Annotated in this window: 17 protein-coding genes; 8 read left to right on the top strand and 9 right to left on the bottom strand. The window is 41.6% G+C overall.

All coding sequences use genetic code 11. The annotated features are described in order from the left end of the window. Window positions 1-9: 9 nt before the first annotated feature. Both CHB62_RS14910 and CHB62_RS10525 read left to right on the top strand, forming a co-directional pair. Window positions 10-159, top strand: coding sequence for a hypothetical protein (locus tag CHB62_RS14910; RefSeq protein ID WP_008822433.1), 150 nt, complete (start codon window positions 10-12; stop codon window positions 157-159). A gap of 9 nt (window positions 160-168) precedes the next feature. Continuing rightward, window positions 169-597: a biotin/lipoyl-containing protein gene (locus CHB62_RS10525; RefSeq protein WP_089366813.1), complete on the top strand. Its 429-nt coding sequence runs from the start codon at window positions 169-171 to the stop codon at window positions 595-597. A gap of 752 nt (window positions 598-1349) precedes the next feature. Here the strand turns inward: CHB62_RS10525 and panD are convergent. Together panD and panC are read right to left on the bottom strand one after the other, a co-directional pair. Continuing rightward, entirely contained in the window at window positions 1350-1694 is a 345-nt protein-coding gene (gene panD / locus CHB62_RS10520; protein WP_089366812.1) for an aspartate 1-decarboxylase, read from the bottom strand. Window positions 1695-1703: 9 nt separating this feature from the next. Continuing rightward, entirely contained in the window at window positions 1704-2555 is an 852-nt protein-coding gene (gene panC / locus CHB62_RS10515) for a pantoate--beta-alanine ligase (protein ID WP_089366811.1), read from the bottom strand. Window positions 2556-2782: 227 nt separating this feature from the next. On the opposite strand from panC, the gene CHB62_RS10510 reads away from it, so the two are divergent. From CHB62_RS10510 to CHB62_RS10495, 4 genes are all read left to right on the top strand, one after another. Further along, window positions 2783-3592, top strand: a complete 810-nt coding sequence (locus tag CHB62_RS10510; protein ID WP_089366810.1) for a glycogen/starch synthase — start codon at window positions 2783-2785, stop codon at window positions 3590-3592. Window positions 3593-3625: 33 nt separating this feature from the next. Next, window positions 3626-5071, top strand: a complete 1446-nt coding sequence (locus CHB62_RS10505; RefSeq protein WP_089366809.1) for a DUF4270 domain-containing protein — start codon at window positions 3626-3628, stop codon at window positions 5069-5071. Next, window positions 5061-5192 (top strand): dehydrogenase, encoded by a 132-nt coding sequence (locus tag CHB62_RS10500; protein WP_089366808.1) that lies wholly within the window; start codon window positions 5061-5063, stop codon window positions 5190-5192. The genes CHB62_RS10505 and CHB62_RS10500 overlap by 11 nt, the downstream gene beginning before the upstream one ends. 142 nt (window positions 5193-5334) lie before the next feature. Next, complete coding sequence (locus CHB62_RS10495) at window positions 5335-7875, top strand: ATP-dependent Clp protease ATP-binding subunit (RefSeq protein ID WP_089366807.1); 2541 nt, start codon at window positions 5335-5337, stop codon at window positions 7873-7875. 761 nt (window positions 7876-8636) lie between these two features. Here the strand turns inward: CHB62_RS10495 and imm40 are convergent. Together imm40 and CHB62_RS10485 are read right to left on the bottom strand one after the other, a co-directional pair. Continuing rightward, the gene (imm40, locus tag CHB62_RS10490; RefSeq protein WP_240616306.1) at window positions 8637-8990 is read right to left on the bottom strand and encodes an Imm40 family immunity protein; all 354 of its coding nucleotides are present in this window, start codon (window positions 8988-8990) and stop codon (window positions 8637-8639) included. A gap of 213 nt (window positions 8991-9203) precedes the next feature. Beyond that, window positions 9204-10949, bottom strand: coding sequence for a phospho-sugar mutase (locus CHB62_RS10485; RefSeq protein WP_089366805.1), 1746 nt, complete (start codon window positions 10947-10949; stop codon window positions 9204-9206). 186 nt (window positions 10950-11135) lie between these two features. On the opposite strand from CHB62_RS10485, the gene CHB62_RS10480 reads away from it, so the two are divergent. Beyond that, a complete protein-coding gene (locus CHB62_RS10480) occupies window positions 11136-11486 on the top strand; it encodes a DUF4491 family protein (protein ID WP_089366804.1) in 351 nt (116 codons plus the stop codon). A 647-nt stretch (window positions 11487-12133) separates the two neighbouring features. Here the strand turns inward: CHB62_RS10480 and CHB62_RS10475 are convergent. From CHB62_RS10475 to CHB62_RS10455, 5 genes are all read right to left on the bottom strand, one after another. Then, window positions 12134-13768 (bottom strand): DUF6850 family outer membrane beta-barrel protein, encoded by a 1635-nt coding sequence (locus CHB62_RS10475; RefSeq protein WP_089366803.1) that lies wholly within the window; start codon window positions 13766-13768, stop codon window positions 12134-12136. 130 nt (window positions 13769-13898) lie between these two features. Continuing rightward, a complete protein-coding gene (locus CHB62_RS10470; protein WP_089366828.1) occupies window positions 13899-15107 on the bottom strand; it encodes a DUF4876 domain-containing protein in 1209 nt (402 codons plus the stop codon). A 4-nt stretch (window positions 15108-15111) separates the two neighbouring features. Beyond that, window positions 15112-17889 (bottom strand): TonB-dependent receptor, encoded by a 2778-nt coding sequence (locus tag CHB62_RS10465; protein ID WP_089366802.1) that lies wholly within the window; start codon window positions 17887-17889, stop codon window positions 15112-15114. Between the two features lie 371 nt (window positions 17890-18260). Then, window positions 18261-20759, bottom strand: a complete 2499-nt coding sequence (locus CHB62_RS10460) for a zinc-dependent metalloprotease (RefSeq protein WP_089366801.1) — start codon at window positions 20757-20759, stop codon at window positions 18261-18263. A gap of 54 nt (window positions 20760-20813) precedes the next feature. After that, window positions 20814-21503 (bottom strand): peptidylprolyl isomerase, encoded by a 690-nt coding sequence (locus CHB62_RS10455; protein ID WP_089366800.1) that lies wholly within the window; start codon window positions 21501-21503, stop codon window positions 20814-20816. 348 nt (window positions 21504-21851) lie between these two features. Between CHB62_RS10455 and CHB62_RS10450 the strand changes: the two genes are divergently transcribed. Then, window positions 21852-22763 (top strand): DMT family transporter, encoded by a 912-nt coding sequence (locus tag CHB62_RS10450; protein WP_089366799.1) that lies wholly within the window; start codon window positions 21852-21854, stop codon window positions 22761-22763. The last annotated feature ends 328 nt before the right edge of the window (window positions 22764-23091 follow it).

Here is a 23091-nt window from a genome sequence, read left to right as displayed (position 1 = left end):
CACGCGACTATGGATAAGAACGTATATGCAGCTATTGCAATGGCACTCTATGAGTTTGCCGGAAACAATGTTCACGATAACGAACCAGGCTTTATCACTATTCTGCCAAAGCAGACAATGTGGGATGCTAAGTTCGAGATAATGACAAAGAAACCATAATAGACAACAATGAAAGAATTCAAATATACTATCGACGGCAAGGAATATAAAGTCGAGATTGGTGAGATTAATGCCGAGAATGTTGCAGAAGTATCTGTCAACGGAGAGCAGTATGCAGTACAGATGGAACAGCCTGCTGAGCCAGAGAAGAAGAAGATTGAGCTTGGTAAGCCAGCTGCTGCTGAGGCAAGTGAGGAGGCTACTCCTGCTGTTGCTATCAACAGTTCTGCAGCTGTTAAGGCTCCACTTCCAGGAACCATCACATCTGTTGAGGTGACTGTTGGTCAGGAGGTGAAAGCTGGCGACACTGTTGTTGTCCTCGAGGCAATGAAGATGCAGAATAACATCGAAGCCGAAAAGGATGGTAAGGTGACTGCTATTGCTGTGAAGGTCGGTCAAGCTGTGCTTGAGGACGACCCATTGGTTGTTATTGAATAATTCAGCTTTCAGCTGACTAATGTCAGCTGGCACTGTATAACATTTTCTTAAAGAGGGTATGTCGACATGATATACCCTCTCTTTTTAGTATCTCATTTTTCCAACTAAGCGCAAGCTATCTCCTAATAAAACAAGAGTAGGATTAGAATAGGACTTGAACTGAAAGCAAATTGACCAAAAATAATTTTGCTGTCATTCCTGTCATCGTTAATAGTTGTATAACAAATTAGTTCACAAAGGATTATACGAAATGTTAAAAATGACAGCAACTTAATTTAAAACTAAATCGTAGTATTAGGTTAGTATCATACGTACTTGTATGATGCCCAATATGAGCATCACAAAAGAGTAAGCTTCTTTCACTTACACCTTACCCTTTCTGAGAGGAAATGAAACTCGAATTATCCTATGACTCTACAATTTATAGAATAGTATTAGAAACTCTGTAACACGATTTAGGAGAAAGAAGATAGATGGACTATATTATATAAGGTATAGTAAGTCACACACAATAAACTGATATAGGCTAAACTTTTATCGTGTATCTCTCAATAAAAAACAGACAATCACATACCCTCCTCCAAGTTACCCAAGCACCGATTTATTATAAGTTCGAACTTATTAATAAATGGCCCCTTTGTCGAACAATGGAGAACGAAATGTGATTGTATGGTTATAAAAGTGTGAGCTATGCACCCACCACTTATAAATTCGAGGGATTAAAGTCCCTACAACCAGCTTACAATATCTACTTACAGTTTATTACCTTCCTTTGGAAAGACAACAGAAGGCTTAAAGGATTTTGCCTCTTCAAAATCCATCATTGCATAAGAGATGATAATCACCTCATCACCAACTACAACTTTACGGGCAGCTGCACCGTTAAGACAGATACATCCAGAGCCTCGCTCACCTTTTATAATATAGGTCTCGAAGCGTTCACCATTGTTGTTATTTACAATCTGAACCTTCTCGCCTGCTATCATATTAGCTGCATCCATCAAGTCTTCATCAATGGTAATGCTTCCCATATAATGCAGATTGGCCTCTGTCACAGTGGCACAATGCAACTTACTCTTTAATACTTCAATCAACATCTTTACTTATTATCCTCTGTATTTTATATGGTCAATAAGGCGGATAGGCGTATGACCACAATAAACCGTAATACAACCAACAACGTAATCCTCCCATGTATTTACTTTAAGGAGTGTGTTGCCATCTACAATCTCAAAATATTCAACCTCAAGTCCGTCAACTGCATTAATCTCATTAACGACCTTCTCTTGCGTCTCAGCAACACTATGCGACTGAGAGTAATCAACACTCTTGCGCAAGGCCTCATATATCTTCGGTGCTATCTCCCGTTCATCAGCTGTCAATAGCATGTTGCGAGAACTCATAGCTAAGCCATCCTGCTCACGTACGATTGGACATTCAACTATAGTAATACTGTCCTTCATACCGATAAAGTCGACAAGTCGCTTAATGACAGCTATCTGTTGCCAATCTTTCTCACCAAAGTAAGCCCTATCAGGACGAACAATATAAAACAATCTACTGACAACTTGGCAAACACCATTGAAATGACCAGGACGCTTTGCACCCTCCATCACTGTTGACTGGGGCGAGAACTCAAATTGACGATTATCTGGTTTTGGATAGATATCTTCAACTGTTGGAGCAAAGACATAATCTGCACCACACGCTTCAAGAAGCTGGCAATCAGTCTCTAACGTACGAGGATAACGTTCTAAGTCACCTTTATCATTAAATTGGGTAGGATTAAGAAAAACTGAAACGACCGTTACATCATTCTCCTTGACACTTTGTTTCACAAGTGAAGCATGCCCAGCATGCAACGCCCCCATCGTAGGAACTAAGCCAATCGTCTTATTGTTCTTACGGTAAGAGAATAGTTCGTTCTGAAGTTCAACAATCTTTTGAATAACTTTCATCAATCATTATAGTTTTTGACAATGCAAAGTAACAACAAAATAATTAAATAGACGAGATTTTAATTAAATAATCTCAATGTGCTCTACTTTTTATTTGTTTTCAGAAGAAAGCAACTGTATTATCAGTTTTTTTTAGTAACTTTGCACCCAATAAGTTGCGCCTTGGAGTTTATACATTCTTGGCGCATACTTATTATAGTTGCGAAAACAAAAATGATAAGATAAGAATGGGAAAAAAAGTATTATTTGTTAATCAAGAAATCATGCCCTATGTGCCAAAAACAGAGATGTCTTCTTATGGCGCTGAAATGCCACACATCATGCAAGAAGCGGGATTCGAAATTCGCACTTTCATGCCAAGATGGGGAAATATCAACGAACGTAGAGGGCAGTTGCATGAGGTTATTCGCCTTTCAGGTATGAACTTGATTATAGACGATACCGACCATCCATTGATTATCAAGGTGGCAAGTATTCCGCAGACACGTATACAGGTTTATTTCATTGATAATGAAGACTATTTCCAAAAACGCCCAGCTATGACAAAGGACGAATTAGGAAATGACTACCCTGATAATGGTGAGCGTGCCATCTTCTTCGCAAGAGGAGTTCTTGAGACTGTTAAGAAACTTAGATGGACACCTGATGTAATCCACTGCCAAGGATGGATGTCATCTGTAATCCCATTTTATGTAAAGACAGCTTACAAAGATGAACCACAGTTTGCCAACTCTAAAGTAGTTACCTCACTCTTTGCTGAACAACCACAAGATAGCTTAGGGACAAACTTTAAGCATTGTCTTGAGTTCCGAGATGCAAAGGCTAAGTACTTAAAGGAGTATGGTGATAACTTTGATTTTAAGGAGTTAGGTAAGTTAGCTATCGATTATTCGGATGGTGTTATTGGAACCAGTGATGGAGTACATACTGACCTTATTAATTATGCAAAGAGTAATGATAAGCAGTTATTAGAACATCCTATTGATGACACTGAGCTTAAAGAGAAATATTCAGAATTCTATAACAAGCTATTCTGAGATACTTAGATTATTACAAATACGATATTCTAAATGAGAAGGAAGATTATTGCAGCTTGTATGCTTGCAGCTTGTATCGGCATGATATCATGCGATGATACCACAAATACCATCGGCGACTCACTAATTGACAATGGCGACAAGCTCTCTATAACAGCAGATACGTTCAGCGTAGCCTCTGAAACAATGGTTGCAGGACGAGTTATTGCTCGTTCATCAACTGGATATCTGGGTAGAATGGTTGACCCTGAGACAATGACAACTGTTACGGGTAACCTTATGTCACAGTTTCATGTACTGAGTAATTATGAGTTACCAGCGAAAGACTCTATCATGAGTCGTGATGCTAACAATGAGATTATTGCTGACTCTTGCGATATAAGATTGTATTATAGCACCTACTATGGCGACTCTCTTAGCCAGATGAAAATGACAGCATACGAGCTTTCAAAGCCTGTTAAGGAGGGAGAGAGCTATTACTCTGACTTTGATCCAGAGGCACAGGGTTATATCCGACCAGCTGCACAAGGTGGTATAGCAGAGAAACGTTCCTTTACTCTAACAGATTATACGGAAGCTGATAGCATAAGAAATAGAAGAAACTATAACCGAAACATCATTGTCCGTCTGAATAAACAGTATAAGGATAAGAATGGAGTAACGTACAATAACTATGGAACTTACCTGCTACGCAAGTATCAGCAAGACCCATCTGCATTCCGTAACCCTTATCGCTTCTTACATGAGATTTGTCCAGGATTCTACTTTAAGGTAGATGGTGGCTCTGGTTCAATGGCTCACATCCAGCTTGCACAGCTGAACATCTATTTCAAAAATAAGCAGAATGGTAAGGTATCAGAGATATCTACTAACTTTGTAAGTACTGAGGAGGTACTTCAATTGACTAATTTCTCTAATGATAACACCAAGTTGCAACAATTAGCCAACGAGTCAGGTCATACTTATCTCAAGACTCCTGCAGGCTTATTTACAAAGTTGACGTTGCCAATGTCTGACATTATGGCAGGACATACGAGTGATTCTATCAATACGGCAAAGGTTGTCCTTCACCGAATAAACAACAGTTCAATTTCTGACTATCAATTCGGAATACCACACAATGTCGTGATGGTACCTGCAGACAGTCTGCAATCGTTCTTTGCAAATAACCGTTTACCAGATAATAAGACCTCATTCATGGCTACTTACAATAGTAAGACAAACGCATACGAGTTCAATAATATATCTGGTATTGTCAACCTCTTCTCACGCAACAGAACTATGCCTGCATGGGGAAAGGTGGTTGTAGTACCCGTTGAATTACAGTCTGTTACACAAGGAACTGGTAGCAGTAAGAAAACTGTTATTACCAAGGTCTCTAATGATATGGGCCTATCAAGTACAAAGCTCTTGGGTAACACATCTACAGGCAAGAATATTCAGATTTCGATAATATACGGTAAGTTCAATGGCAGATAACTATTTAGAACGACATCGTGAGGAATATGAGCAGCGCAAAGAGAGGTGGCTTCGTAAGAAAAAGAACCTGAGACGACCTGTGAAGATAAGACTTCAGAAGCCAGACGACGAAGCACTATAACATAAAATATACATATAGAATCGAACTTACAATATAGATGTACGTTCGATTCTTATGTTTTTGGCATAACATTTGTTTGTAATGACCAACTAAAAGAGGACATATTGTCCACAGAAACAAGTAAAAAAAGAAAGGTTAGGATATGATGAATCAATTTTCACCAAAGGTTTCTGAGGTTCTTTCATTCAGTAGAGAGGAAGCAGAGAGACTGACGAGTAAGTCGGTAACTCCCGAACATATCATGCTTGCTATCCTACGAGAAAAGTCAGGACCAGTTTGGGAACTATTCAGTAAATGGAAGGTTGATATAGACAATATAAAGAGAGAGATAGAAAAGAAGGTTCAAGAGAAATCCATTGATACTACGGTTTCAATACCAGACATTATTTTGGACGAGCAAGCTAATAACATTTTAAAGTTAGCTGTACTCGAAGCTCGTATGCAACATGCTGAGACTGTAGATATTCTACATCTATTCCTTGCCATCCTACATGACTCATCTAACAATGGTGCAAAGGTAGTTTTGGAAGACAGTGGATTCAATTATAACAACGCAATATCAATGTTACAACAACGTGCAAACCAGCCAAAAGACGGTATAGGGATGGCTGATGAGGAAGAAATGGATGATGACATGATGTCGTCGTCATCTAATAATGGTGGTAACACAAAGACAACACAAAGCTCACGAACAAAGTCTAAGACGCCAGTACTCGATAGTTTCGGTACCGACCTCACTCAGGCTGCAGCAGAGGGGAAGCTCGATCCTGTTGTAGGAAGAGAGAAAGAGATTATGCGCGTTAGTGAGATTCTTGGTAGAAGGAAGAAGAATAACCCAATCCTTATCGGTGAACCAGGTGTTGGAAAGAGTGCTATTGTAGAAGGCTTAGCACAACTTATTGTAAAGCATCTCACCTCTCCTATCCTTTTCGATAAACGAGTCATCACACTCGACCTAACAGCTGTAGTTGCAGGTACCAAGTATCGTGGTCAGTTTGAGGAACGCATCCGTGCGTTGATAAAGGAAATTGAGCAGAACCCAGACATCATCATCTTCATTGATGAGATTCACACGCTTATCGGGGCAGGCTCTTCTCCAGGCTCTATGGACGCTGCTAATATCTTGAAGCCAGCCTTGGCAAGAGGTACAATACAGTGTATCGGTGCTACGACACTTGATGAATACCGTAAGTCAATTGAGAAAGATGGAGCCTTAGAGCGTCGTTTCCAAAAAGTTTTGGTCGAACCAACAACAGCAGAAGAGACGCTTCAGATTCTTGAGAATATTAAGGATCGTTATGAAGGCCACCATCATGTGCGCTACACAGAGGACGCTTTAAAAGCTTGTGTTAAGTATGCTGAGAGATATATCACCGATCGCTCATTCCCAGACAAGGCGATAGATATTATCGACGAGGTTGGTTCACGTGTTCATTTACAGCATGTTAAGGTACCACAGTCTATCCTCGACATTCAGAAAGAGATTGAAATAGCACAGGAGAAGAAGCAGGCTGCTGTAAAGAATCAGAACTTCGAACTTGCTGCAAGCTTCCGTGATAAACAAACGGAACTTGAACAAAAATTGAAAAATGAGCAGGAAAGATGGCAAAATGGCGACACCGAAGATAAGATTGAGATTGGAGAAGATGCCATTGCTGATGTTGTCTCTATGATAACAGGTGTCCCTGTTCAGCGCATGCAAGAGGCCGAAGGCATCCGATTAAAGAACATGAATAACGATCTCAAGCAGGTTGTCATTGCTCAAGATGCTGCTATCGACAAGATGGTTAAGGCTATTCAGCGTAATCGTGTCGGTTTAAAGGATCCTAATCACCCTATCGGTGCGTTTATGTTCTTAGGTCCAACGGGTGTAGGTAAGACTTATCTTGCCAAACGCCTTGCTGAGATGATGTTTGGATCAGCCGATGCCCTGATACGTATTGACATGAGTGAATATACGGAGAGTTTCAACACCTCACGCCTTGTTGGTGCTCCTCCAGGATACGTAGGATATGATGAAGGAGGACAGTTAACCGAGAAAGTGCGTCATCACCCCTACTCTATCGTCCTACTTGATGAGATAGAGAAGGCACATGGCAACGTGTTCAACATGCTTTTACAGGTACTTGATGAAGGTAGATTAACTGATGGTAACGGTCGATTGATAGATTTCCGCAATACTGTCATCATTATGACATCCAACGCTGGTACACGTCAACTGAAGGAGTTCGGGCAGGGTGTTGGTTTCAAAGCAACTAATCTGAATGGCTTATCACAGAATGAAGGTGACAAGGAGCGTGCTCGTGCTATCATTCAAAAGAGTCTTAGCAAACAGTTCGCACCAGAGTTTCTCAACCGTTTGGATGAGATTATCACCTTCGACCAGCTCGACCTCGAGGCTATCAAGAAGATTATCAACATTGAACTCAAAGGTTTGTTCAAGCGTGTGCATGAATTAGGCTACGAGATGGAGATAACAGATGAAGCTAAGGAGTATGTGGCAACGAAGGGATATGATGTACAATTTGGTGCACGTCCATTGAAGCGTGCTATCCAAAATCACATCGAGGATGGATTAAGTGAACTCATTCTCTCTGGCGAAATCAAGGCTGGTGACACCATCAAGATATCAAAAGAGAAAGATAATGATAAACTGAAATTTGATATTCTACCAACAGAATAACAGCTAAGAGTGGGAGTTATATCTCCCCCGCTTGTGCTATCAGTCCATAATAAGCTTACTTTTGAATGTAAATAAAATGTTCACATGATTTCTCATTAATCTTTAATAAACGTTCAAAAGAGACTTAGTAAAAAAAATAAAAGGTGTTTAGTCAACAGCTGACTAAGCACCTTTTTTTATGCTCTTTTGTCATTCTTATTGACTGATAAATTCAGATAAGAAAGGATAACACGCTACTCATGAAAAGAGACAGCCGTAATTACGTATTATTACAAGAAAAGTTTAAAATTCATTTGCTGTCATTTTTAACATTTCATGTAACTATACTGTAAGCTAACAAGTTAAGTTCATGAAACGAATGACAGATATGACAGCAAATTTAAAACTATGGGAAAACACTCAATAAGCCGTCTATTAAAAAGTGGCCACACCGGGATGCGATAACTTCATCTTTCTACACAATATAGAGAATATAAGAGTTCTACAAAATAATTCATATCTAACAAACGCAGATTTATAGATATTATATAATACTCGCTTTTATTCTTACTAATACCAACACAAAACTTTACTCGTCTTAAAAAGGGTATGCAAGGTTTTATATGTACAGAAATATCAAAAATAGTATCAGAGAGCTACCTTCCAACTTCTCCTCCATAGTAATCACTACCTATACCACCAACAATTCAAAGAGGAACAGGAACTGTGCCTGAACCACCTAATCAACAAAAAACCGCACTGCCTTTTCTAAAAGTATTCGATTATTTTAATTGTTCTTCAATGACCAAGGAAAATAAAGGTCTATCACAAGAATGACTTTTGTAAGCCCTTATGTAAGATTCAGATCTATTACAACTGTTTTGCACGTAATTGTAATATGACTCATTTGGAGTTCTATCATAATACCAACTATCATCTAAATCCTCTATTGTAGAATCAGTCAAACTATATACATCACCACCTAAGATTGGAATCAATAAAAGTTTGCATATTTGCACTATTTTAAGTGCTTCTTGGTCTGGAAAAGCATAACCATCAATACCTAAATGCTTCAAGGAATAATATTCAGAAACATTATTATCTTGAATAATAGACATTATATCACTTTTTTCCATTTACAAGAGACTAAATAATCTATGACTTGAAAGGCTAAAATATCAAATAGCGTAGCACACTAAAAGAGACAGAAAGCTATCCAAAGATTTATATACAAGAAGGCATAAAACAATAAAAAGCAGGAGTTTCCACAAATAAAACTTTATAGAGACTCCTGCTTTAACTATAATATAAAGCCCTCGCAAATATTATCAAAGGCTAAAAATAGACCATTACAAACCCAAACTCTTCTTGATAGCCTCAATCTTTTCACAAGCACGCTGCTCGCAAGCAGGGAAATCAGAAGCAGAGTTCATTGTATCCTTTATCTCAAGATAGAACTTAATCTTTGGTTCAGTACCTGATGGACGAACGCTCACCTTAGTGCCATCAGTGCAGAACCACTGAAGAACATTGCTTGTATCAGGCATATCCATCTTCTCCTTAGAACCGTCAGCTTTCGTTAGCTCAAGGCTCTGGAAGTCCTTGTAAACATTGATGACACTACCACCAAGCTCCTTAGGAGGATTAGAACGGAAATTCTTCATCATCTGCTGAATCTCGTCAGCACCGCTCTTACCAGGACGTTCCACATTGATTGTGAACTCATGGCTGTAACCATACTCCATATAAATATCCATAAGAATATCATACAAAGTCTTACCATGATCCTTTGCATACGCACAAATCTCAGCCAACAAAGCACAAGCACTTACAGCATCCTTATCTCTTACGAAGTCTTCTGCAAGGAAACCATAGCTTTCCTCACCACCGCCAATATACTGCTGCTTACCCTCAGAGAGTGCAATCTCACGTGCAATCCACTTGAAACCAGTGTAGCAATCACGCATCTCTACGTGCTGTTTCTCTGCAATCTTACGAATAACCTCTGTTGTAACAATGGTCTTTACGATAAAGTCTGTTGGCTTCATCTTGCCCACAGCCTGGCGATTAGTGATAATATACCACAAGAAGATCAAGCAAGTCTGGTTACCATTAATCAGTACCCATTCGCCATCACTATTCTTACAAGCCATACCTACACGGTCAGCATCTGGGTCAGAAGCCATCAAGATATCGGCATCGAGAGCCTTCGCATCACGCAAACCGAGTGTCAAAGCTTCTGCTATCTCTGGGTTTGGACGGTCGACAGTTGGGAAGTTACCATCTTTCACCATCTGTTCCTTCACACAATGAACATTGTCAAAGCCCCATGAAGCCAACGCACGTGGAATAATTACGCGACCAGCACCATGCAGCGGAGTATAGACAATCTTAAGGTCATGCTGATTCTTAATGACCTGCGGGTCAATACTGATGGTCTTTACCTTATCAAGATAAATCTTATCAATCTCTTCGCCGATAATCTCTATCAGTGCTTTATTGCCTTCGAACTTAACATCCTCGACCTTAACTTTGTTCACTTCATCAATGATTCCCTTGTCATGGGGCGCAAGTACCTGTGCACCATCCTCCCAGTAAGCCTTGTAACCATTATATTCACGTGGGTTATGACTTGCTGTAATGTTCACACCAGCCTGTGCCTTCAAATGACGAATAGCAAAAGAGCACTCTGGAGTAGGGCGAAGATCGTCGAAGAGGTAGACCTTTATGCCATTAGCAGAGAAGATATTAGCAACAGTCTCAGCAAAGAGACGAGAATTGTTACGGCAGTCATGACAAACAACGACGCTAATCTGCTTCATATCCTTGAAGTTAATCTTCAAGTAATTAGCAAAGCCTTGAGTTGCCATACCCACAGTATAGATATTCATACGATTAGAGCCAGCGCCCATAATACCACGAAGACCACCTGTACCGAACTCTAAGTCCTTATAGAATGACTCTATGAGGTCAGCCTTATCTTCGTTGTTAATCATAGCCTCAACGGCTGAACGAGTCTTGTCATCGAAAGCAGGAGCCAACCACTGCCGTGCTTTCTCTTCGCATTGAGCGATGAGTGTTTGGTTATTGTTCATAATTTAAGTATTTTCTCATTTATGACTTATATCTGCAAATGTACTCAATAATTCTGAGAAAGCCTCTTTTAGATAGAGTTTTTTTTGTATTTTTGCACCTACAAAATTTGGAGTTTGCTAAGAATGTCATGTTTATTAGCATTTCTCACATGCTTACAATTAAATCTATTCTTAAACTTATCTGAAATGGAATTGAATTTTCAAGGTATTCTACTGGCCGTGTGCACGTTTCTTATCATCGGACTTTGTCATCCATTAGTCATAAAGACAGAGTATTATTTTGGTACAAAACCATGGTGGATCTGGCTCTTAGCGGGTCTTACTTGCTGTGTTTCTGCTCTTTTTATACAAAGTCTTTTCTGGTCAGCATTGCTCGGTGTGCTTGGAGCTTCCTTCCTTTGGGGCATTGGCGAACTCTTTTCTCAAGAGAAGCGTGTGGTCAAAGGTTGGTTTCCTATGAACCCTAAGCGTAAGGAACACTACGAGAAACTTAACAAGGACGAGTCTATCTGTCCTGCTTGCAAGCATAAGAAATAAGCGTTCCTATTTATTTCTTTTCGTCGTGCAAAGGCTAATAACTGATGGGTGTTGGGTGTTGAATGTTGGGTGTTAATGGTTAGAGTAACTATTTTCCATTGTTTATAACCCATAAACCTACAGCATACTTTATCTCGTTAGACACCTACTTTCACTCGAGCAGAGGGGTAGAGAAGAGAGCTTTTCTTTACCCTTATGTCAACTTTTTTCACTCCTCTTGACTGTAGTACACGCCCTTTAAGGTGAAAGAAGAGGCCTAACAATCTTCAAGAACATGCCCTTCTTGGATATAGAAGACGCCCTTCTTGGGGCAAGAAAGGCGTCTTTTTCAATGCTAAACATAACACATTGATATCTTGATGGTTACAAACTTGATTACAGACTATATTACACTCCTATTTTGAAGGTACTTAGTACTATATTATGTAATGATTTTTTACGCCCTTACAGTTCCTTTCACTGTATGGAGTAAAAACGATTTCGATAGCATGGAAAGGTGGCCCCTCCCCATCCTCTCGCCCATAGAAAGTGGTGTAATTACCATGTTACACCAGAGAAGATACTAATAGAAGGGAGAGCCTACTCCATCATAGAGATTTTATAATCTATCCTTTGAATAAGACATTATACTCACCAAAGCCATAATATCAATTAAACAAACCCACACTAAAACCTACATTATATAGATTAGGATGCCCAGCGGAGTTAGCAGAAGTAAAGTCACCGAACGCTTTCACAAACCACATAGCACGTGACTTCTTAATAGTTAGAGGGAACTGATACATCACCTGCAAGCGTCCATGAAGTAGGTTGGCTTCATAATAAGGTAGGTCTTTCAGCAAGACACGCTGTGCCAAGACAGAAGAGTCATCTGCTAATTGCAGGTCGGCACGTGTAGAAACACTATACCCAAGTGTCAGATCTGCCGTAAGATGCTGTTTGAACAATGAGATACCATTCTCCAACTGAAAATTAATACGGCTATAATCAGATGATGACAACGGTAGAAGATGTCGATTGCTTGCCTTGTGCGTATCTATTGATAAGCCAGTATAACCTTTGAGGGAGGCCGTTGCCTGCTGAAGAAGACGTGAGGGAGCATCGTTGAGGAAGTTAGCACGATAGCGGAAAGCGCAATCGAACGTACGCACCTGATAGCGTTTACGAAACTCCAACTGCTTCTCGTATGTGTAAGACGTTGTCCCTATCTGTGGGTCATCCGTGATAATCAACTGTTGACGATACTCATCTGCATAGCCTTGTTGCCAATCCATACGGACGTCAACTTGGTGTAACACGCTCCCAGTGAGCAATCTGTTTTGCGACTGTACATTATATAAATAGGTGAAGTATCGACCCGGTTCGTATTTATACGTACCGTATGCATACTCCTCTCCACGACTAATACCAAAGCTATTCAGCGTATGGAAGGCATCAGACCGGTATCCGTAATCCATAGCTACACCCACTTGGTGGTTCACCCACTCCCTATTAAAGCTCGAATAACCGCCTATTGTCCCCGTTGCATACTCCATTCCAGAGAAGAGATAATAGGTAAGTGTGGCATCACTCTGCACTGTTACTAATGGTCCCATCTTCTCTTTACGACGATCATAATAGCCCGATAAGCCCAGCGTATGACCACCCATCGTGTAAGAAACAGACGGAGTCAGACGGTAGTCAAGCAACTGCGAACGTGAACGAGGGTCACGAAGGCGGGAGAGATCGCCCAACTGATAGTTTAATTGAAGGCCGAAACGCCACCCAGAGAAGTCTGTCGTACCTACAGAAGCTACCATATCAAAGTCTTGATGGTCGTAACTACCTGCAATGGCACTACCCGACTGATAGGGATTAGAGTTGTAAGGGCGATACTGGTCGGCAAAGGAACGATCCTTGGTACGACCGAGGTTGAAGTCTACCTTACCATAGCTGTATAGATATCGACCCAATCGTTGATAGCGTTCGGTAAAGAACTGCATGTTATTCATTGCTCCCCCCTCCTGCACACGATGGTAGTCGCCACCACGATGGTTGAACCCTATGGAGGCAAAGCCACGATTAGGCGAATCGTCAAGAGAGAGTCCAGCGGCATTACTTGTGTTATGCCAGAGTTGTGTAAGGTTCTTATAGCGATATTCAGGCTCGCCCACAAGAGAGTCAGAAGGCATCTGTGCCATCGTTGGGAGCGTAAACATCAATAAGAAAAGCCTTCCCCAGCCTCTCCGAAGAGAGGATTGTACAAAGGCAGAAAAGGTGGAGAAGGAATATGAAGTATTCATAAGCGATGATAATTAATATGTATGTGTGTGCAACAAAAATAGTTTGTAAAACCGATAAAAGTCTCTGAAAGAATTGAATACGCAAAGAACTTACGACATTTCAACCCCTTCAGACACGATTCAAACTACCTTAGAAAGTCCTTGGTGCTATCGTTGTTGACACTTGAAAATCATTAGAACTATTGTTTGTATCCATGAGTATGCTTTGTCCTGCAGCTGTTGTAGAAGTCACCTTACGGTAGACGACCTCACCCGACAGACCTGCTGTGGCATTAATACTTATATAACCCGCATCAATATCACCATAAAGACGCTTCTCGCCAACGTCCGTCCCTGTTGCCTTATGACGAATGAAATCAACGCCATCAATGATATATCGCTTAGGTAGAAGACCATACTGTGTACCGCTTGTCTTGCCAAACTTGTAGGTAAGTTTCAGTTGACTGATGTCTGCAGAAGTGCGGAATATCACCACCCCTTGGCCTGTTGTGAGGATATTCATGTATGAAATGCCCGAATAAATATTAAAGACATTCTGCAAAGCAGGTACCTCTGGGTTGTTTAACATCTTCCCTTTCACGTCCTTTGCCTCAAAGTCTGCTTTCAAGAGACTATGTTCCATCGGACTGTTAAGACTATGGTCTACAGCACTATTCACCAAGAGTACGGTTCCTCCAGGAGCCACCATATAATGCTTATCAGTAGGAATACGGAACACCTGCTTGACCAATACAACCGAATCAGCATAGTTTGTCTTGAGGTTATCGAGGGTATAAGCCTGTGGAACATCGGTCTCAAGCAGTCCGATATATAGTCCGGCTACATCCACAGAGTCGTTAGATTGATTATAAAGTTCGATATACTGACCTGCAACATATCGTTTATTGTTTTTATCCTTAGACCCAGCAGCATATATCTTACTGATGACTATGTCTCGTTTCACAGAGAGTGTCGTTGTGAGAAGCAGGGGTTGTGAACCGTTGATAAGCTGCGCATTGAGGCTACCAGATACTGTTGCACCATCATTAACCTGACTACTTCCTGTAATCCTATTATACTCTGACGACGTTATATCCCATGAAGTCGAGATATTATAGACATCAGGAACAATATTAGAAAAGGTTGCCACGCCTGCAGCGTCTGTCTGTGCTGAATAGGTAACACCATTCAATTGGAGGGAAACGGTATGTCCCTCTAAGCTCATGTGCCCCTTAAGAACGTCTGGGAGTTGTAGTTGAACCTTAGCAGTAACAGCCTCTGAAGCATCCGAATAGTCTACACAAGCACTACAAACAAGGGCTATTGCGAGGATTGAAAATAAATACTTTATTGCTTTCATATCGTTACAAATTAACATAAAGCTCTACACCAAAACTGAACTTACCCGTGTTACGCTGGCTTAACGTGAGTGAGTTGTTGCCTGTTAGGTATGGCTCATAATAAATCATATTGTTTACATAAAGGGAAAGACCACCAAAGTTACTTAGCTGTTTAGTAAGTCTTCCTTGCAAGTTCCATTCTATTGGTGACTTTGAAGGCTTATTGTCGCTGACACGGACAGTAAGGTCATTGATTGCAACTACGTCTATTCCTGCTGGACGAGAGGCATAATACTGACCATCCATACCCAAGAATCCTGACATCATGTCGGCTGTTATAGGATGCTCAACGAGGTCTGCTCCAAAGTAGCCGATTGGGTTCTTATTTGCTTTAAAGGACGTATGCCAATCATACCAGATTGCCTGAGCTGTGAACGAAGCCACCATCTTGAGTGCTGGGATATTCGTTACGACACGCAAGGTATTAAGGAAACGACGATAGTTCTCGTAGTCTTGTCCTGAAGGATAGACTACTCTAAATGGCGTAACACTGTAACTTGAATAAGAAGTTGGCAATAATGCTGCCTTTACAGCTTCTGTATTGCGCCCTGTAGAATATGTCTTTGTCTCTGAATATGCGCCACTAAAGAAGAGTGATGTATGCAAAGGACGAATCTCGCCAAGCTCAAAGTCGAACTCTAAACCCTTATTAATAGAGGTGTTTGTATTACCAACAGCACCCGTTGTCATATAGCCATTAAAGGTACGATAAGGGTTGGTAAAATCAATAGTGGTAGCTTGTCCGGGTGTTATATTCAGTCCCTGCGCCTGCGTAAAGATACTATAAGGATAGACAAAGAACTCACCTAAGGATTCAAAACCATTCGGTGTGCGGTCACGATAAGCAAGAATACTCAGACGACGACCCCCCTTAAACTTGAAGTCAACGCCTAACTCTACCTTTGTGGTTGTCGCATTCCTTAGGTTCTTAGAGTAGTCTACCTTGTAAGCCTGCGTGTGATAGACCAGCAACTGCGCCGTTGGGTCACTCTGAGGGAAATAGTTAGCAGCCACACGGTCGTCATACTTCGTGTCAGGATACAGATAAGCAAGTCCTGGAGTCTTAGAGTTCATACCTATTCCACCATGGATATCAAGCCAAGGAGTAATGCTCAACGAAAGATTCAGACGTGGTGAGAGTGCTGTTGTAGCCACATCACTGAAGGGCTGCATGGCTGTGAAGCGAAGACCAAAGTTCGCTCGGAGTCTGTTAACCTTATTGATATTCCACAAGAAATTATCCTCTGCGTAGGTAGCAAGCTGATGTAAGCCAGGCACATCACTAAAGGCACGAGGACGACCATTGCTGTTTGGCTGTAATGGTAATAAATCATTATCATTATAATAACCCTTTCCACTGTTCCAATCGTAGCGGTATTCCACACCAACCTTAAAACTCTGGCGGGTCTTACCAGCTTTGAAATAGAAGCTGTCATTAATCTTTGCAAACAGATTACCGGGTCTGCTCTCTGTTCTTCCAGTAGCTTTATACGACTGAGTCATCCATGGTACGTTGAAATAACCTGTCTCTCTTGAAGTTAAAATAGGAAGTAGACCAGTGCTAACTGGTACGAATGACGTTTGAACATTGTCTGTTCCGCCATAGCTAAGACCTAAGGTATAATTGAGAGAACGCATGAAGAGCTTATCAACTGAGAGTCGTCCGTTATGCGTCAGACCAACTGTTACAGTCTTATTCTTGGTCTCTGTACCATCTTGAATGGCGTCAGGGTCATTGCCCGACCAGTCCTGTGAAGACAAGAAACGGAGTTTTGTCTCTGTGTGCCAATGCTTATTGAGGTCGTAACTATAACCGAGGTTGAAGGTATAACGGTCATAACTGCGTGTCTTCTGACGTGGGTCACCCCACGCCTTAGCGTAGTCTAAGTTTACATTCATTATACCTGCTTTGTTCAAAGAGAAGCCTTTTGTCAACGAAGCATTCGTCATTGCAGGATTTACCTTAGCCTTTATCTGCCACGGTGTGACACCCATCTTAGAGTGAACTACTACAAGACCGCTTGTCAGATCACCGTATTCAGCAGAAGGAATACCGCGTATCACCTCTACATTATCTATGTTGTCGGCAGCTATCTGACGTAGGTCAGTACCTGTAAAGGCCGTGGAGGAGAACTGTCCCTGCGTCACTTGGCCATTGTTAGAGATAGGAACACCATCCACAACAATGCTCGAGCCGAAGGCACTTGTGTTATTATTACGTAGCGTACGGAGCTGTAGATTTGCCTTCTGAGTCATGTCCACATTCCCCATCTGCATACCTGGAATAAGCTGCATGACGTCGGCTAAGGACGAGGCCTGTAAGTGGTCGATTGCTTGACGGCCTATGATAGAAGACGTAGAAGCACCAGATGCGTTCTGTTTTGCAGTCACGACGACCTCCTTTAAGGCTAAGGAGGTAGGAACAAGCTGTACGTTAACAGTCAAGTCCTTATCTACCTTCAGCGTACTTGTATAAGTCTCATAACCCACATAACTAACTTTCAGCGTGAACACTCCCGTTGGAACCTTTTGAAATAGTGCTTTTCCGTCTATATCAGTCACATTAAAAGAACCCAACGGGTCGAGCGAACAGTTAGCCATAATTACACTTTCCTTCGTGTTCTTATCGTTAACAAAGATGCTGACAATATGGTTTTCTGTTGTTTTTGACGTCTCTTGAGCCCAGACACCTTGCCCTATCACCAACAATAACAATAGAGCTACGAGCTTTATTACCTTCATTTAAAAATCCTGAAATTAATACCTTTAATTGTTAATCACTGTGCAAAGATATGGAAAATACTGTTATTCAGCAATACTCTAAATTAGGTATTCTCCACTTAATGAGTAGGAACACTTAATTTGATTGAGTCACACAGACTACGTTTTCACCTTGTTTTATATACTATTTCATGGTCGTAACCTCTCCAAACATTCATTATTTTGATGAGAGTAGATGGTAAACACGCCATAAGGCGTTGGGCGGTAATCAGTAGAACTTATAGTAAAAAGCAAACGTCCATAGTAGCGTTTATCATTCTACTATGGACGTATATTATAACCATAAACCATGAATACACTTCTTGTCTATGGCATGAAAGGCACTAAAACGATTACTTTACGGTCACACGACGCTCACGAATCAACTTAATCTGACGCAATAAATCGTTGTAATGAAGGAGGTTGATGCCTTCACTCTGTGCTGCTTGCGCCTTACAGAACTGCTCAACAGTATCCAATTGCTGCATAAGGTAGAGCATTATATCAGAGTTGCTTGCACGGTCAGCAACACTTGCCTTATCTTTAGGAACAGGGTTCAAGAGTGTATTCAACTGGTCTACATAGTTGCGCTCAAGCAATCGGCGTGTACGTACCTGCATATCATTAAGACCATTTAGTGGCTTCCAAACGACATGGAACAGGTCATTCAGATAGTCTTTGAACTGATAAGCACCTGCCTCACGCTGGTCCTTATAGATCTTATCCATGATAGTTCCGTTCATCATCACCTTTAGTATGCGGTCTTGATAAGTACTGATTTCGTCGACAAGGTCGGTCCCTGCGATGTCTGTCATTGCTGAAGGATAGAGCCAAAGCGGTGCTTCAAACACCTGCCGGCCGATATAATCGACAGCATCACGGCCCTTCTTGGCTGGTGCAACCTCGTAAGGTTTCTTCCCAGGCATATTGTTGATATAGCGACCACCTATGTTCTTCAGTACGTGATTGGTGTAACGTCCATACTGTCCAACAACACTTCTCCACATTTCCATGCGGTCTTCGTATTGGTCGTTAGGCTGACGTGTCCATTCAGGGAGCTTTGCTATGATACGTTTTAAGTTCTTAATACCATAGTCACTCGCCTTCACATTGTCATCACCAAGGTCCTCTGTCTGTGCACGTGGGTCTTCATTCTTACCCTCACCACCAAACCAAAGGCGTGGATTCTTCGCAAGGATAGCAGTAGTCTCAGTCATTAACTTCTCCTTCTCGTCCATCTCATCTTTGAACTCTGGCCGATACTGATAGCCCCAACGGATTGCCCACTTATCGTAATCATTCACACGTGGGAACAAGCCACGCTCTGAGACGCCATCTTCTGGCTGTGCAACGTAATTGAAACGAGCGTAGTCCATGATGCTGGCAGTGTGCCCGTGTTCCTCAACCCATTTCTTATCACGTAGTTTCTCTACTGGGGTAGCATGGCTTGCACCCATGTTATGACGCAATCCGAGCGTGTGTCCAACCTCATGACTTGATACAAAGCGAATTAGTTCACCCATCAGTTTGTCGTCCATGTGCGCTGTCTGTGCTCGTTTATCCAATGGAGCGCACTGCGTAAAATACCACTTTGTCAAGAGGTTCATCACGTTATGGTACCAACAAATATGACTTTCGATAATCTCACCACTGCGTGGATCAACGATACGAGGGCCGTATGCGTTCTCAATCTCAGCCGGAAGATAACGGAGAACATTGAAGCGAGCATCGTCAACACTCATCGTTGGGTCGTCAGGCCACTCCCTTGCCTGTATAGCATGCTTAAAACCAGCAGCCTCAAAAGCAACATTCCAATCCTCAATACCCTTCATCAAGTATGGAACCCACTTCTTTGGTGTTGCTGGATCGATGTAGAATACGATGGGCTTAACGGGTTCTGAGAGTCTACCCTTTGCGTATGCCTTCTTATCTTTAGGCTCCAAACGGAATCGAGAGATAAACTGCTCGCGGTCTGTCTTTGTCTGGTCGTCACTGAAGATGGTGTATCTATTTGTGAAGTAACCCACCCGATTGTCCCATACACGCTTGCGCATAGGTACTTTTGGAAGCAGGACAACACTGGTGTTAAGTCCGATTGTCATCGCACCCGTATAAGAAGCGGGTACAGTAGAAGGCGAGCTTGAATAAGTGCGGGTCGTAGCTATCTCCACATTAATAGGATAGACTTTCATCGTGTCAATGAACGTTCGGTCGGCCATTAACCCTCCTAACTTCAGCTGCTTAGAGTTGTCTGACGACACACTCAGCACTGCATTGTCTTTAATAAACAATGGTGTGACATCAATCAACTGTGCCTTTGTATCCTTGTTACGTCCAATCACCTTGAACGAAGCGACGATCGGGTCGGCAGTAGATGCCTTCAACGTACGCGAAATACTGCTTTTCGGATCAGCTTCTTGCGTAAGTACGTATGCACGAAGCAACAATGTCTTGTCGTCACGTTGCTCAAAATAAACCGTCTGTTGGTTTACTGCCTCTCCAGCAAACTTTCCAAAGTTCTGTGGAACAGCTGTGAAACGAGTCACAGCAAGCAAGTATCTACCGATAACAGAGTCTGGAACCTCAAAGTACCATTGGTCATCAATATGTCTGACGGTGAAGAGTCCCTGCTGAACACTTCCTTTTTTCTTTACAAGTTGGTCGTAGGCAGAAGGTTTCTCCTTCTCTTTCTCTGTTGCTTTCCCTTTCATAACATCCTGTTTAGTAGTGTCTTTGTGCTGCGTGATAGTATCTTTTACGGCACGATAGACAAACCTGTTACTTGCCACACCTACTCCACTTCCGAGCATAAGGGCTAACAGACAGGCTGCTGCTTTTCTGTTGATTGACATAAATTTATTAGTAACTTTACATTATATTTACAATTAGCTATAATAAAGACAACCTTACTTCAGTACGGTTGCTTTACGGATACGGACATCAGCCAATGGTCGGTCGTTGGCATCAACAGGCTGACGCTGGATACGGTCTACGACATCCAATCCGTCTAACACCTGTCCGAAGACTGTGTACTGTCCGTCTAAATGAGGTGATCCACCCACTTCTTTATACATCTTTCGTACCTCTGGTGTCATCTGCACCGTACTGTCTGTATGTTCGTTAAGGCGTTTCTGTGCCCAGTCAAGCTGTCCGTCAGAGAACTTTATACCCCATACAATATAGAACTGTGAGGCAGATGACTCACGTTTAGGATTGACATCATCGCCCTCACGTGCCGCTGCGACGGCCCCACGACGATGTAACAACTTAGGATAAACAATCTCTGCTGGGAGCGAGTAAGTCTCTGGTGTGTCACCTAAAGCCTGTCCTGGCTTGGCGCTCTTAGACCCTAAGTCGCCCGTCTGTATCATAAAGTCTTTCACAACACGGTGGAATAACACACCGTTATAAGCTCCACTACGCACCAACTTCAAGAAGTTGTCGCGATGACGTGGCGTTTCATTAAAAAGTTGGATACGGATGTTTCCACTGTCGGTCTCCAACAATACTTCATGACGTAAGGTGTCTGTCATAGACTGCGCTTGGACATTTGCAATGAACAAAGCCAGCAATAAGGATAATAGTAACTTCTTCATCTTTCTTAAATAAAGCGTAATTTATTCGCAAAGATAAACATTTAAGAACAAATATCCTAATTAAGAAGGAATAAAAAAACGCTCGATTGACCACATATATCAAGTAAACAACGTACCTTTGCACGATGAATGCCAGCCGTAGATAACGTCTCTTGTGAATTATTTAAGTGAGAAGAAGAATTTATTTTCATGACAATAAATATTTTTTCTCACGTAAATAAATATTTATTGTCATGAAAAGAATTCAAAAGAGGAGCGTTATTATTAGTAAAGAAAAGGAAGAGAGCATCCGTAATTACGGCTGAAATTCAACGAATTAACATCATTCTAAGATTTCAAAAACAGCAAATGACACAAACAAAAAGTATATTTCAACGTCCACTATGGGTGGCCGTCTTTGCGCTCACAGCTGCGATTGCATGGGGCTGGGCTTATCCCTTGATTAAATTAGGCTACTCAGAGTTTGCCATCACGGCAGATATGACAGGCTCGAAAATGCTCTTTGCAGGTATTCGTTTCTGTCTTTCTGGACTGATTATAATGTCGATTGCAAGCGTAAAGAAGCGTAATTTCAAAGTGAGAAAACCTACGGACTGGTGGTATATCCTTCTATTTTGCATGATGAATACCACCTTACATTATGCCTTCTTCTACTTCGGTCTTTCGCATAGTGAAGGCTCAAGAGCAGCCATTCTCAATTCGTTAAGTGTCTTTTCCGTTGTCATCTTCGCATGTATCTTCTTCAAGAGCGACCGCATGACAGTGAAGAAAGTCATTGGATGTGTTGTTGGGTTTGCAGGTATCTTGTCGCTGAACTTAGGTGGAACAGAGAGTGGACAGTTCACTTGGATGGGTGACGGAATGATTATTCTTAACGCCCTTTGTGGTGCATCAGCATCACTACTCACACGTGGATTAGGCAAGCGTGTAGATGTCTTTGTCGGTACTGGATACAGCTTAGCGATAGGGGGTGCATTGCTGATTATCCCTGGTTTGCTTTTAGGCGGCGACCTTCCACAAAACACTCCATTAGGTATAATCTACCTACTCTTGCTCATCACTATCAGTACATTAGGTTTCACACTCTACAACAAACTGCTCACCTGCAATCCTGTTGGTAAGGTAGCTATCTACAACTCACTCATCCCTATTGTCGGCGCCATCACCTCTTGTCTGTGTCTCGGCGAAACATTCCATTTCAAATACATGATAGCGGGTGTCTTGGCAGCGGGTGGAATATACATTATCAATAAGAGTTAGTAGACTAAGTATGCGTTTAGTACTATGAAGCCATTGCCATAGATTTTACGAATACAAGGATATCTATGGCGTTCTTAGCCGATAAAAGCATGATAAATCGACGAATGGTATATAATATTAAATCAATGTACAGCCTTCGTACTAAAGTTCCCCCTTTAATTGAATGAAAGCCTCACAGACACGCAGAAGAGGGTGTGTCAAAATTGATACATCCTCTTTTCTATTCTTCCTTTACCTTGTCTACCACATAATTCGTTATTTACTGCAGCTATGCTGCTAATTTCATATAAAATGATTTATTGGGCTTTAAATAGCCTATATAAACTTG

This window comes from Prevotella jejuni (assembly GCF_900187995.1).
GTDB lineage: Bacteria > Bacteroidota > Bacteroidia > Bacteroidales > Bacteroidaceae > Prevotella > Prevotella jejuni.
Note: the sequence above shows the minus strand (reverse complement) of the source record. Positions and strands in the feature narration are given on the sequence as shown.